Source organism: Paracraurococcus lichenis, from assembly GCF_030657435.1.
GTDB lineage: Bacteria > Pseudomonadota > Alphaproteobacteria > Acetobacterales > Acetobacteraceae > Paracraurococcus > Paracraurococcus lichenis.
The window spans coordinates 106,491-119,807 of sequence record NZ_JAUTWS010000005.1; the positions used below are offsets into that span (position 1 = coordinate 106,491).

12 protein-coding genes are annotated in these 13,317 nt (G+C 73.7%); 4 read left to right on the plus strand and 8 right to left on the minus strand.

Features of this window, described 5'->3' with window-relative positions; all coding sequences use genetic code 11:
* The first annotated feature begins 336 nt into the window (after nt 1–336).
* Complete coding sequence (locus tag Q7A36_RS06900) at nt 337–972, plus strand: JAB domain-containing protein (RefSeq protein WP_305102929.1); 636 nt, start codon at nt 337–339, stop codon at nt 970–972.
* 10 nt (nt 973–982) lie between these two features.
* Here Q7A36_RS06900 and Q7A36_RS06905 read toward each other — a convergent pair whose 3' ends face one another.
* Entirely contained in the window at nt 983–2,176 is a 1,194-nt protein-coding gene (locus tag Q7A36_RS06905) for a caspase family protein (protein WP_305102930.1), read from the minus strand.
* Between the two features lie 132 nt (nt 2,177–2,308).
* On the opposite strand from Q7A36_RS06905, the gene Q7A36_RS06910 reads away from it, so the two are divergent.
* On the plus strand, nt 2,309–3,106 hold the full coding sequence (locus Q7A36_RS06910; RefSeq protein WP_305102931.1) for an alpha/beta fold hydrolase: 798 nt from the start codon (nt 2,309–2,311) through the stop codon (nt 3,104–3,106).
* A 16-nt stretch (nt 3,107–3,122) separates the two neighbouring features.
* Here the strand turns inward: Q7A36_RS06910 and Q7A36_RS06915 are convergent, their stop codons facing one another.
* The 6 genes from Q7A36_RS06915 to Q7A36_RS06940 all read right to left on the minus strand — a co-directional run bounded on the left by Q7A36_RS06915 (nt 3,123) and on the right by Q7A36_RS06940 (nt 8,833).
* Nucleotides 3,123–3,572: a MaoC family dehydratase gene (locus tag Q7A36_RS06915; RefSeq protein ID WP_305102932.1), complete on the minus strand. Its 450-nt coding sequence runs from the start codon at nt 3,570–3,572 to the stop codon at nt 3,123–3,125.
* Between the two features lie 26 nt (nt 3,573–3,598).
* A complete protein-coding gene (locus Q7A36_RS06920) occupies nt 3,599–4,759 on the minus strand; it encodes an MFS transporter (RefSeq protein ID WP_305102933.1) in 1,161 nt (386 codons plus the stop codon).
* 175 nt (nt 4,760–4,934) lie between these two features.
* Nucleotides 4,935–5,234, minus strand: a complete 300-nt coding sequence (locus Q7A36_RS06925; protein ID WP_305102934.1) for a SemiSWEET family sugar transporter — start codon at nt 5,232–5,234, stop codon at nt 4,935–4,937.
* A gap of 98 nt (nt 5,235–5,332) precedes the next feature.
* Nucleotides 5,333–6,106, minus strand: coding sequence for a fumarylacetoacetate hydrolase family protein (locus tag Q7A36_RS06930; protein ID WP_305102935.1), 774 nt, complete (start codon nt 6,104–6,106; stop codon nt 5,333–5,335).
* A gap of 108 nt (nt 6,107–6,214) precedes the next feature.
* Entirely contained in the window at nt 6,215–7,159 is a 945-nt protein-coding gene (locus Q7A36_RS06935) for an SMP-30/gluconolactonase/LRE family protein (RefSeq protein WP_305102936.1), read from the minus strand.
* A gap of 87 nt (nt 7,160–7,246) precedes the next feature.
* On the minus strand, nt 7,247–8,833 hold the full coding sequence (locus Q7A36_RS06940; RefSeq protein WP_305102937.1) for an ArnT family glycosyltransferase: 1,587 nt from the start codon (nt 8,831–8,833) through the stop codon (nt 7,247–7,249).
* A 98-nt stretch (nt 8,834–8,931) separates the two neighbouring features.
* Between Q7A36_RS06940 and Q7A36_RS06945 the strand changes: the two genes are divergently transcribed.
* Nucleotides 8,932–10,647, plus strand: coding sequence for a hydantoinase B/oxoprolinase family protein (locus Q7A36_RS06945; protein WP_305102938.1), 1,716 nt, complete (start codon nt 8,932–8,934; stop codon nt 10,645–10,647).
* Entirely contained in the window at nt 10,647–12,701 is a 2,055-nt protein-coding gene (locus Q7A36_RS06950) for a hydantoinase/oxoprolinase family protein (protein ID WP_305102939.1), read from the plus strand. Before Q7A36_RS06945 ends, Q7A36_RS06950 begins: the two co-directional genes overlap by 1 nt.
* A 96-nt stretch (nt 12,702–12,797) precedes the next feature.
* On the opposite strand, the gene bcsD is transcribed toward Q7A36_RS06950, so the two are convergent.
* Nucleotides 12,798–13,271, minus strand: coding sequence for a cellulose biosynthesis protein BcsD (gene bcsD, locus Q7A36_RS06955; RefSeq protein ID WP_305102940.1), 474 nt, complete (start codon nt 13,269–13,271; stop codon nt 12,798–12,800).
* Nucleotides 13,272–13,317 lie beyond the last annotated feature (46 nt).

A 13,317-nucleotide genomic window follows, 5' to 3' on the forward strand; every position in this document is an offset into this window, starting at 1 on the left:
CGATCCAGTACAGGCATGTTCACAAAGCCAAGTCTAATGGAGGATTGTTGACCAGCAATTGCTTGTGCTGCCCTCGAAAGCTCTGGAAAGAAAGCGCTTCATGCATCGCCGATTGTCGCGAGGGAACTGATGGGAGCGCCCGCTTCGAGGACGGCCGGCCGGCGCCGGGGGCCGGCGGCCGATCCCCCGACGGAGGATGAGCGCGCCGCGGCCCTCTCCGACCTGCAGGCGGGCGGCCGGTGGCTGCCGCCGGCACCCATTCCGCCACGCATGCGGCCGACGCAGCCCCGAACCGTGCGCCTGGGCGGGGCGGGCCAGGGCCGGCAGGCCCCGGCCGTGCAGCCGGACTTCATCGAGCAGATCGGCGACCGCGACGCGCTCTTCGGCCTGCTCTCCCAGGTCATGCCCTGGGCCCAGGCCTCGGCTGCCGTGGCCGCGCTGCTCAGCCACTACGGCTCCCTCACTGAGGCGCTGGCCGCGCCGGAGGCGGAACTGGCCGCCATCGCCGAACTCGGCCCCTCGGCTGCCGGCGTGCTGAAGGTGACGCATGCCGCCGCGCTGCGCCTGGTCTCGGCGCCGCTGAAGCAGGGACCGGTGCTGGGCCGGTGGCGCGACCTCGAGGCCTATCTGATGGCCGCCATGGCGCGGGAGCCGCTGGAGCAGGCGCGCGCGCTCTTCCTCGACACGCGCAACCGGCTGATCGCCGACGAGGTGATCGCCCGCGGCGGCCCGCGCGGCGTCAATCCCGACCACCGGGCGCTGGCGCACCGGGCGGTGCAGTTGCACGCGACCGCGCTGATCCTCGCGCACAACCATCCCTCCGGCGACCCGATGCCGAGCCCGGAGGATATCGACTACACCCGCCAGCTCCGCGACGTGCTGGCGACCCTCGGCGTGGTGCTGCACGACCATGTGGTGGTGGCGCGGGGCGGGATCGTGTCGCTGCGGCAGCTCGGGGTGATCGGGCGGTAGCGAAGGCGCCTCAAGGCGAGCGGAAATACAGCGGCTCCGCCGGCAGGGAGCCGTAGAGGAAGGGCTGCTGGCGCTGCCCGGTCGCCTGCACGACCCGGTCGCGCACCACGCGGAAGGCCAGGGCGATCTCCAGCCCGGGCGTGTCCAGCGCCGCGACCAGCGCCTCGGCATAGGGGCCGTTCCCTCCGGCATCGCCGTCGGCAGCCGTCTCCCCCTGGTCCGTCGAGAAGGCGACCAGCGTCGCGCCGCCCGCCGGCCACGCCGTGCCCGCGCCCCTGCCGAGCGAGGGGACAGGGGAGACACCGGCCTCGGAGTCGGGACCGATGCGGCAGGCATCGAAGATCACGAGACGCAGCCGCCGCGCCGGCGCCGCGCCCCGGAGAAGCGCGTCGAGGGCCACGACCTGCCCGGGCGGCGCAAGCTCCGGCGCCACGGCATCGACCGGTACCAGGTAGGGTGCCCCCGCCGCCTCGATGCCGCGCCCGGCATAGTAGGCCACCGCCCAGTCCGCCTCCTCCGCCTGGCGCGCGAAAGCCGCGATCGCGGCGAGCAGCGCGTCGCGCGGCGGGTCGTGCAGCAGCGTGACCTGGGCGAATCCGGCCCGCTGCAGCGCCGTCGCGACGGCGGTGGCGTCGCGCCGCGCGTTCAGCGGCGCCGGTTCGCCGGGATAGGCCGCATTGCCGATCACCAGCGCGACCCGCCGGCCGGGAGCCGCCGCCGGCGGGGACGGGATGGCCCGGTCCTCCGCCGGCACCTGCAGGAGACCGCCGGCCAGCCAGGCCAGGAGCAGCAGCGGCACCAGGAGCCCGAGGGCCCGCCACACCCGGGCACCGCCCGCGGCCGATATCCGCGGCGGCGCGTCCGGCACCGGCTCCGGGGCGGCCCTCGGCACGACCTCCGCCGCGAAGAGATAGCCGCGGCGCGGCACGGTCCGGATCAGCCCGCGCCCGTCCTCGCCGAGTGCGCGGCGCACCTCGCCGATGCATTGCACCAGGCTGTCGTCGGTGACGCAGAGGCCGGGCCAGAGCGTCTCGAAGAACTCGGCCTTGGTCACCAGGCGATAGGGGTTCTCCGCCAGCAACCGCAGCGTCTCGAAAGCCCGGGGCCGCAATGCGATGGGTTGCGTCCCGCGCAGCAGGGCGCAGCGGGCGAGGTCGAGGGTGTAGCCGCCGAAGCGGAGCGCCTCCGGTCGCGCGGGCAGCATGGCGCCAGGCCCCTTGCCGATCCCGGCGGCCATTCTAGCGGGCCTTCGGCGAATTTCGCCATTCCTTCGGCGGCCGCTCGGGACCGCCGCCGTGGCCCTGGGCTACCCGGGTCGGGGCAGAGGAGGTCCAGCATGCATCGTCGTCCGCTCCTGCAATTGGCCGCCGCTTCGCCGGCCGCGGTGCAGCCGCCCGGCCTGCTCGCGGCCCGCGGCAGGACCTATGTGCTGGTCCATGGCTCCTTCACCGGCGGCTGGCTCTGGGCGCCCGTGGCGGAGCGGCTGCGCGCCCGCGGCCATTGCGTCTACACCCCCACCCAGACCGGCCTCGGCGAGCGTCGCCACCTGCTGACGCGTGGCATCACGCTCGACACCTTCGTCACCGACGTGACGAGCCTGATCGAGACCGAGGAGCTCGAGGACGTCGTCCTGGTCGGGCACAGCTTCGGCGGCATCCCGATCACCGGCGTCGCCGACCGCATCCCGGGCCGCATCCGGCACCTGGTCTATCTCGACGCCCTGGTCATCGAGGGCGGCAAGAGCTTCTCCGACAGCTACCCGCCCGAGGTGGTGGCGGAGCGCCGCCGCGCGGCCGAGGAGCGCGGCGGCGGGCTCGCGGTGCCGCCGCCGCCGCTCGCGGGCCTCGGCGCCCTCGGCATCCCGCCAGGGCCGCTGGCCGACTGGGTGCACCGGCACATGGCGGCGCAGCCGCTCGGCAGCTACGAGACGCCGCTGCGGCTGGAGAACCCCTTCGGCAACGGCCGGCCGAAGACCTATGTCTTCGCCAACTCGCCGCCCTTCCCTGCACTGGCGAGCATGCGCGACTGGGTCCGGCGGCAGCCGGGCTGGACATGGGTGGAGATCGCCGCCGGCCATTTCGCGCCGATCACCGCCCCGGCCGAGGTCACGGCGCTGCTCGACGGCATCGCCTGACCCCGTGCCCGCCGGCTCAGCCCGGCCGGCGCGGCACGATGATGTTCGGGACGATCACCTGCACCGGCTCGTCCCGCTGGTTGCAGGTGGTGCACTGCACCCGCAGCATGCCCTGGCCGGGCTTGCTGCGGCTCGGGATCACCTCCAGCACCTCGGTGACCACGTGCAGCACGTCGCCCGGCCGCACCGGGCGGGGCCATTCCAGCCGTTCCATCCGGCCGCCGATGACGCCCCAGGCCGGGCGGAACTCGCTGTCCACGATCAGCCGCATGGTCATGGCGGCGGTGTGCCAGCCGCTCGCCGCCAGGCCGCCGAAGAGCGTGCCCTTCGCCGCCTCATGGTCGAGGTGGAAGGGCTGCGGGTCGTAGCGGCGGGCGTAGTCCAGGACCTCCGCCTCGGTCACCGCATAGGTGGGGGAGCGGAAGACCTGCCCCGCCGCGAAATCCTCGAGATACATGCGATCCATGGCCGACCCTCCCGGCGTTCCGGGCCTCAGGCTACACGCGCCCCCCGCCGCGCCCAAAGCGCGAGGGCGAGGACGCCGAGCGCGGCCGCGAGGAAGGCGCCGCGATAGCCGACCACGGTGAGGCCGAGGCCGAAGGCGAGCGAGCCGCCGCTCTGGCCGAGGAAGAGGGCGAGGGCGAAGGCGCCGACCGCGGTGCCGCGCGCCTCCGGCAGGGCCTCCGTCGCCAGGGTCTGCAGCACGCCGTGGAACATGTAGAAGGCGAGGCCGAGCACGACCTGCGCCGCGGCCACCACCGGCCAGGCCGGCGCGAGGGCGAGGACCGTGAGCAGCACCGCGAGGCCGGCGCCGCCGAGGGTCAGCAGCCCGCGCTCCCCGAAGCGCCTGAGCAGGTGGCGGGCGGCGCGGGTATAGGCGAAGGCGCCGAGGCCGAAGCCGGCGACGACGAGGCCGGCCTCGGCGGCGTTGCGGCCGAAGACCTCGATGAGGAAGGAGCCGGTGAAGGGGAAGGCCCCGCCGAAGAGCAGGAAGCCGTCGGCGAAGGCGACCGCCATGAGCCAGCGGCCGGAGGGCCTGCGCAGCAGATCGAGATAGGCCGCCATGCCGCGGCCAGCCCCGCGCCCGGCATCGCCCCGCCACAGCGCGGCGCCGAGATGGCGGGCGAGCAGGCCGCCGATGCCGAGGGTCAGCAGGCCGAGCACCAGGAAGGGCATGCGCCAGCCGGCATATTGCGCCAGCACGCCGCAGACCGGGCCGGCCAGGAGCTGGGCCATGACCATGCCGGTGAGGAAGCGGCTGATGGTCACCTGCCGCTCGGCATAGGGCACGCTGTCCGCGACATGCGCCATCAGCAGCGGGATGACGGCGCCGGCGAAGAAGCCGCACCAGGCGCGCAGCGCGACCAGGCCGGCGAAGCCGGTGGCGAGGCCGCTCGCCAGCAGGCCGAGGCCGAAGAGGAGCACGGCGCAGCAGGCGATGCGCACCTTGCCCAGCCGGTCGCCGAGCGGGCCGGCAAAGAGTTGCACCAGGCCGTAAGGCAGGACGAAGCCGGCGACGAGGGCGGTGGCCTGCGCGACGGTGACGCCGAACTCGCCGGCGACGAGCGGCAGCAGCGGGTCCAGCATCCGCATCCCGGCGCCGGTGGAGAAGCCCGCGAGGGCGAAGAGGGCGATGGGGACGGAGGCTGGCATGCGCGGGGGATAGGCCAGCGCATGCTGCGCCGCGTCAAGCGGGGTGGCAGGCGGTCCAGTCCGGGCGGCAACGCCTTCGGCCGTGGCAAAGGCGATCACGGCCGAACGTCATCGGCGCGGCGCCGGCCCGGGGGCGAAGCCGCGCTTCACCCGGTCGGGCGCCCGCCTCGGGCGCTCACCCCGCCGCTGGGTCGAGCGCCTCAGCCACCTGCTCCTTCTGCCGCTTAGGCAGCAGCTTCATCACCAGGATGAAGGCCGAGAGCAGCAGGCATATGCCGTTCGTCACGATCAGCGGCCACTGCCCGTTCAGCCAGCCATAGGTCAGCCAGAGCGAGAAGCCGAGAACCGTCACCGCATACATCCCGGCCGAGATCGAGGCGGTGTCGCGCGTGCGGATCACCTTCCAGGCCTGCGGCACGAAGCTGGTGGTGGAGCAGAGCGTGGCGAGCCCGCCGATGACGCTGACGGTGTCCATGCGGCGGGTCTCCTTGGCGGCGCCGGCCCTCAACCCGGGGGCGCACCGCGGGTTCCGGCGTGCCGGCCCTGGCAGCCGTGCGCACCCGGCGAGCGCCCTCATCCCGGCGCGTAGGGGTTGGACAGCGTCCCGATCCCCGCGATGGTCACCTCCACGGTCATGCCCGGCCGCATGGGCAGCGCGCCGACCGAGGTGCCGCAGGCGATCACGTCGCCGGGCTGCAGCGTCATCTCCCGCGAGATCAGGGAGACGATGCGCGCCGGCGGCAGGATCATGTCGCTGCAGGGGTAGTCCTGCCGCACCCTTCCGTTCAGCGCCACCGTCACCCGCAGCGCCCGCCAGTCGAGGCCGGTGGCGATCGCCGGGCCGATGGGGCCGAAGCCGTCGCAGCCCTTGGCCCGCGCCCATTGCGGGAAGGAGGCGTCGGCGGTCAGCAGGTCGAGGGCGGTGACGTCGTTCACGCAGGTCAGGCCGAAGATCGCGGCCTCGGCCTCCGCCTCATCGGCGTTCGAGACGGTGCGGCCGATGACCAGGCCCAGCTCGCCCTCGTACAGCACCTTGCCCGTGTAGCCCGCGGGCGGGCGGATCGCCTCGCCCGGTCCGACGACGCAGCGCGGGTTCTTCAGGAAGTACAGGGGGAATTCCGGCGTCGCATTCCCCTGCTTCGCCGCAAGCTCGGCATAGTTGTTCCACAACCCGATGAAGGCCCCCGGCCGCACCGGCGCCTCGAGGGAGACATCGGCCAAGGCGAGCGTCTCGCCGGTCGGCGCCGCGCCGGCGAGGAGGTCGCCCGCATGGACGGCGATCGTCCCGCCCTCCAGCGTCCCGAAGCCGCGCGTCTCGCCTTGCGCATAGCGCACCCAGAGGGCCATTGCCGTCTCTCCCGCCGGAGCAGATCGCGGGCGGGTGCGGGCCCGGACGCGTGGAACTGCTCGTGACACCGTAGGTCGCGCCGGGGTCTACCGGCGTGACGTGTGGTGTCAACCGAAGGGAAGCTCGAGGCCCGGCTCGTCCCAGGGCATCGCCGCCAGCCGGCCCGTCAGCGAGAGCGTGACATAGGCCGTGCGCAGGCCGGGCCCGCCGAAGCAGATGTTCGTCGGCATGCGCTCCGGCATCTTCACGACCCGCAGGATCTCGCCGGTGGGGGAGACGGTGGTGATCTCGCCGCTCACCAGCGTGGCGACGCAGATATTGCCCGCCGCCGTCGCCGCGATGCTGTCGAGGCGCCGGTAGCCCGGGAACTGGCAGATCACCCGCCCGCCATTCGAGGAGGGCCAGGGGTCCTTCCGCACCACGCCCGGCCCCTCCACGTCCCAGGCCCAGAGCCGGCCCGTCTCGGTCTCCGCGGCATAGAGCGTGCGGCCATCGGGCGAGAGGGCGATGCCATTGGCGCCACCGAAGATCGGGAAGGCAGCCTCGACGATCCTTGAGCCGTCCGAGGCAGCCCAATAGACCCCGCCATGGTCGCGGTCGCGGGCGCGCACCTTGCCGAGGTCGCTGAACCAGAAGCCGCCCTCCCCCGGTGACCCCTTCGGGGCGAAGACGATGTCGTTCGGCCCCTTCAGCGTGTTCTCGCCGCAGCGGTCGTAGAGGCGGGTGACGCCGCCGGTCATGGGGTCGATGACCTCGATCCGGCCGCCGGCATAATCGGCCGGCACGCCGGCGGGACGCAGGCCCTCAGGCCCCTCGTGCCAGAGGAAGCCGCCATTGTTGCAGCAATAGATCTTCCCGCCCGGCCCCATGGCGATGCCGTTCGGCCCGCCGCCCGGCGTCGCCACCACCGTCTTGCCGCCGTCCGGTCCGACCTTGGTGATCCGCCCGGCCGCGATCTCGACGAGAATGACGCTGCCATCCGGCAGGGCGATCGGCCCTTCCGGGAAGCGAAGCCCCTCGGCCAGGATGGTCAGGCCCGTCGCGTCGCTCATGCACGTTTCCCCCGGTGTTGTCCGGGGATGATGCGCCGGCGGCGCGGCGATGCAAACCCAGGCGGCGGCCGGTGCCGCGCCGCCGCGTCAGGAGGATTTCGGCCGCCAGAGCTCGACCGGCCCGCGCTCCTCGGCCACCGTCGCCTCGAGTTCGAAGTCGCGGCCCAGCACCTCGGTCAGGATCGCCGCCGCGCTCGGGCGCAGATGCCACCACCAGCCGCGGTCCACCACCACGATGCGCGGCTTCATCGCCAGCACCCGCCGCAACTCGGCATCGGTGTCGATGTCGGAGACCTGGGTGAAGCCGCCCGTGAGGTGCTCGGGGAAGACGAAGCGCGTCGGCAGCGCGGCATCGGTCAGCGCATAGATCACCGGGTGGTAGTTGGCGACGAAGATGGCCTCGCCCGGCTGCAGGCGCGCCTTCACCGCCTTCGCCACCTCGGCGACCGGATCCGGCCCGTAGATGCCGGTGCCGCGGCCGATGCGCACCGTCGCCTCCTGCCGCCAGGCCTCCGCCGCCACCAGGGCGACCAGCGCCACGAAGGCCGCCATGGCCCGCCGCGGCCGGGCGAACCGCGCCAGGCGCCAGGCGCCCATGGCGGCCAGGATCGCCATGGGCGGCATCCAGATCAGGAAGTAGTGCGGGTAGAAGAAGCCCGGCCCGATGATGGCAAGGCTGCCGCAGGCGAACCACAGCACCGCGACGCGCGCCAGCCGCCCGCCCCGCCCCCGCCGCAGCCCCCAGCGCGCCAGGGTGAGGCCGGCCAGCAGCAGCGGCCAGAGCAGCACCATGACCGCCACCTGCACCCGCTGCGCCGCATCGTGCAGGGAGAGCCGCGCCTCGGCATAGCGCAGCGGCGCCAGGAAGCTGCCGTCGAGGAACTCCGTCAGGTCGCCCTGCGCCGCATAGGCCAGGGCGAAGAGCGTGGTCGGCGTCAGCACCAGCGCGGCATAGGCCGCCGCCATGCCGAGGAACCGCCGAAAGGGCAGCACGCGCCGCCAGAGCGCCGGGAAGGTCAGCAGCGCGAAAGCGAGGCACCCCTCCGGCGTCACCACCGGCTTGATGGCGAAGCCGCAGCCCATCAGCAGGCCCATCAGGGCGAGTTCGCCCCAGCCAGGGCCGGCGCCGCCCTCCAGCGCCCGCACCCCAGCCCGGAGACCGAGCGCGACGGTGGCCACCACGAAGGGCGCGAAGAGCACCTCCGTGTTGCTCGCCAGGCCGAAGAGCAGGACGGTATGCGCGATGTAGAGCAGCCCGGCCGCCACGGCGACCGGCCGCACTCCGCCCGCCGCCCGCACCGCGCCGTAGAGCGCCCAGGCCGCCAGGGCCACGCAGGCGATGCCGAGCATCCGGATCGTGGCGATGCTGTCGCCGAACAGCCCGATGGCCGCGGCATAGACCGCCGGCGCGCCGATCGGGTGCATGTCCCAGACCGCGACCAGCGGCCAGCCGCCGCGCAGCCATTCCCGCGCCTGGACCAGGTACAGCCCCTCGTCGGTATCGATCACCGTCACGGTGAAGCCGATGCTGCGGAACAGCAGGGAGGCGCCCAGCATCAGCAACGGAACGAAGGCTGCCTCGATCAGGGCGCGCAGGCGCAGGGCAGGCGAAGCGGCCGGTCGCGGCGTGGCCAGCAGGCCGGCCTCGGGGCTGCGCAGATAAGTGGTGCTCATGCTCTCCATGCCGGCAGGCCGGCGTCCTGGGACGCGCGCGAAAGCGCGCGCATATCACGGATCCACGACGAGCGGATACGATGCCCGGGCGGCGTGGCTTGACGGCCACGGCCGGCCCGGCCGACCGTTCCGCCATGCCCGTCCCCATGCCCGCCGCCCCCGCATCCGCCAGCGGGGCGCCCGACCCGGTCACCCTCGCCGTGCTCGACAACCGCCTCCGCGCCATCGTCGAGGAGATGGGCGAGGCGATGCTCAGAACCTCCTACAGCCAGATCCTCAACTCCTCCCGCGACTTCTCCATCGCGCTCTGCGACGCCGAGGGCCGCCTGGTGGCGCAGGCGGACCACATCCCGGTGCATGTCGGCGCCATGCCTTGGGCCGCGAAGGCCGCGGCGGAGGCCTTCGCCGGCGACATCCGCCCCGGCGACACCTTCCTGCTGAACGACCCCTATCACGGCGGCAGCCACCTGCCCGACCTCACCATCATCATCCCCGTCTTCGCGGAAGGGGTGTTGCGCTTCTGGTCCGTCGTGCGCGCCCACCAGTCGGATATCGGCGGCGCCACTCATGGAGGTTACAACCCTGGTGCGACGGAAATCTGGCAGGAGGGCCTCCGCATCCCGCCGATCCGCCTGGGCGAGGGCGGCGCGCTGCGGGAGGACCTGATCCGCATGCTCGCCACCAATACCCGCATCCCGCGGGATTTCCGTGGCGACCTGATGGCGATGATCGGCGCCGCGCGGCTTGGTGAGCAGCGCCTGCAGCCGCTGCTGGCGAAATACGGCGCGGCGGCGATGCAGGCGGCGGTCTCCGCCATCCTCGACCTGTCGGAGGCGCATGCCCGCCGCCTCCTGGCGGCCTGGCCGGACGGCACCTGGCTGGGCGAGGCCTTCCTCGACGATGACGGCTTCGGGCGTCAGGACATCGCGATCCGCGCCCGCTGCACCAAGCGCGGCGACAGCCTGACCGTGGACCTCACGGAGAGCGACCCGCAGGCGACCGGCTTCGTCAATTCCAGCTACCCCAACATGCGCAGCGCCACCGCGATGGCCTTCGCCTTCCTGCTGGACCCGGAGGTGGCGAAGAACGACGGCGCCTTCCGCCCGCTGGAGGTGGTGGCGAAGGAGGGCACGGTGGTCTGGGCGCGGGAGGGCGCGCCGGTGACCATGTGCACCAGCCATTGCTCCAACGAGATCGTCGAGGCGATCATCCGCGCCCTGCAGCATGCATGCCCGGAGCGGGCCATGGGCGGCTGGGGCCGGCGCTTCCGGGTGGCCATCACCGGCCAGGACGCGCGACGGCCGGGGCGCAGGTTCGTATGGCACATGTTCCATGCCCGGCCGGGCGGCGGCGGCTCGTCCCGCGGCGATGGCTGGTCCACCGCCGGCGAGTGGCATTCCGCCGGCGGGCTGAAATTCGGCAGCGTCGAGATGGCCGAGGCCCGCTTCCCCCTGCTCTTCGAGCGGCATGAATTCCTGCCCGGCTCGGCCGGCGACGGCCGGCACCGCGGCGGCCTGGGCGGGCAATTGATTCTGAAGATCGAGTCCGTCGGCCCCTGCCGGGCCAATACCGCCGGCGACGGCGTGCGGCACGGCGCGGCCGGCATGCTGGGCGGGCAGGACGGCAGGCCGCACCATTACCGCCTCCGCCATGCCGACGGCACCGAACGGGTGCTGAAGACGAAGGAGGTCGGCATCCCCGTCGAGCCCGGCGACCGGCTGCTGGTCGAGGCCGGCGGCGGGGGCGGCTGGGGGCCGTCGGAGCAGCGCTCGCCCGAGGCACGGGCGCGCGACGCGGCGGAGGGCTATGTCTGATGCCCGCCTATACCATCGGCATCGATGTCGGCGGCACCTTCACCGACGTGGTCGGGATCGGCGCCGACGGCAGCCAGACCCTCGCCAAGGCCGCCAGCACCCCGGCCGACCAGTCGGAGGGCGTGGTGCAGGGCCTGCGGAACCTTGCCGAGGCCCTGAGCCTGACGCTCGCCGACCTGCTGCGGCAGACCGCCCGCATCGTCCACGGCACCACGGTTGCCACCAATGCCCTGCTCGAGCGCAAGGGCGCCCGCATCGGCCTGCTGACCACCGAGGGCCATCGCGACGTCATCGAGATGCGCGAGGGCCTGAAGCCCGAGCGCTACGACCTCCGCCTGCCCGCCCCCGAGCCCCTGGTCCCGCGCCGCCTGCGCCTGGGGGTGCGGGAGCGCCTGCGGCCGGACGGGCGCGTCGAGGTGCCGCTGGACCAGGCCTCGCTGGACTCCGCCATCGCGCGCCTGCAGGCCGAGGGGGTGGAGGGCGTCGCCATCGGCTTCCTCCATAGCTGGGCCGCCCCGCAGCACGAGCATGCGGCAGCCGCGGCGGTTGCCGCCGCCCTGCCCGGCGCCTTCGTCACCTGCTCAGCCGATGTCCTGCCGCAGATCAAGGAGTTCGAGCGGTTCTCGACCGCCGCGGTGAACGCCTATGTCGGGCCGGTGGTCTCCCGCTATCTCGGCCGCCTCGCCGGGCGGCTCGAGGAGGCGGGCTTCGGCGGGCCGCTCTTCGTCATCCTCTCCCATGGCGGCGTCGCGCCGGTCGAGGAGGCGGCCCGGCTCGCGGTCGGCACCGCCCTCTCCGGCCCCGCCGGCGGGGTCGCCGCGGCGGTCGCGCTGGCGGCGGAGGGGCTCGGCCAGGACCTCGTCACCTTCGACATGGGCGGCACCTCGACCGACATCGCTCTCGTCACGGCGGGCGAGGCCACGCTCGGCCGTGGCCGGGTGGTGGGCGGGGAGCGGATCGCGCTCGAGAGCCTCGACATCGTCACCCTCGGCGCCGGCGGCGGCTCCATCGCCCATCTCGGCCCGGGCGGGACGCTGCAGGTCGGGCCGCAATCAGCCGGCGCGGTGCCGGGGCCGGCCTGCTACGGGCAGGGCGGGACGGCGCCGACCGTCACCGACGCCAACCTGGTGCTCGGCTACCTGGATGCCGACAATTTCCTGGGCGGCGCGCGCCGGCTGGACCTGGCGGCGGCGCGGCAGGCGGTCGCGGGGCTGGCGGCGCGGCTGGGCCTCACACCGGAGGCCTGCGCCGCCGGCATCCACGCCCTGGTCAATGCCCGCATGGCCGATGGCGTGCGGCTGGCGACGGTCCGCCGCGGCGTCGATCCGCGCGACTTCGCGCTGCTGGCCTTCGGCGGCGCGGCGGGGCTGCATGCGACGGCGGTGGCGCGCGAGCTCGGCCTGCGCCAGGCCGCCGTGCCGGTCTTCGCCGCCGGCCTCTCCGCCTGGGGCATGCTGCACACCGACCTGCGCTACGAGCTCTCGCGCAGCGCCGTGACTCCGACCGGCCTGCCCGAGGACGCGGCGCTCCGCGCCATGTTCGACGAACTGGAAGCGGATGGCCGCGCCCGCATGGCCGGCTGGCATGGCGGAGAGGTCGCGGCGCGGCGCTCGGCCGACATGCGCTACGGCGAGCAGGTCTTCGAGATCGCCGTGCCGCTCGACGCCATCGACTGGAACGGGCCGGACCCCGGCGGGCAGGTCCGCGCCGCCTTCCATGCCCGGCATCGCGCGCTCTTCACCTACGATCTGCCGGAGGAGGAGGTCGTGCTGGTCAATGCCCGCGTCGCGGTGACGGGCCTGCTGCCGCGCCAGGCCGCGGCGATCGGCACGGCGCCGCCGCCGGCCATGCCGGCCGCGCCGCGCCGCATCCTGCTGGACGGCAATCCCGTCCTCGCGCCGGTCCACCGCTTCGAGGCGCTGGTGCCGGACCAGGCGATCGCCGGCCCGGCCATCGTCGAGAGCGCGACGACGACCGTACTGCTGCGCACCGGCGATGCCGCGCGCATGGATGGCCGCGGCTGGCTGGAGATCGCGGTGCCGCCCGCCGGCTGAAGCCGGAGGCGGCGCGGCGTCGGCGCGGCCGCCTTGTATGTTGGGCGAGCCCATTCAGACCTCCGGGCCATCCGGCCCTTCGGTCATCGGCGCGCTTCAGCCCCGGCCGTAGCGCAGCGTCACGGTGGCGGAGGTGCCACCGACCCGGCGGGGCGACAGGCCGGCATCCGCGCCGGGCTGGCCGCCCAGCCAGGCGCCATACAGCCCTTCGAGCACCGCGGCGATCCAGGCGCCGTTCGCCTCCGTCCCCGCCGCGATCGAGGGCGCCGCGCTGTGGGTCAGCACAAGGGACCGGTCCTGCGGGTCGAGCGAGACCTCGACCCAGCCCCAGTCGCAGCCGGCCAGCGCCTCGTTCATGCGCGTCTCCAACTCGCCGAGGCTGGCGCAGGAGGGCAGCGGCATGAGCCCGCCGAGCCGCGCGCCGACTGCCAACAGCAGCGCATCGCGCGACGCTGTGTCGAGATTGGCGTCGAGCGTCTCGATCAGTGCCTGCAGGAAGCCGCGCCACTGGGCGGAGACGCCCCGGCGGGCGAGGTAGGAAACGGAGCGCAAATCGGTGACGGCTGTCATGCAACACCTCTGCTTGGCGCGGCGGCAGGCATGGCCCCGCCGTGGA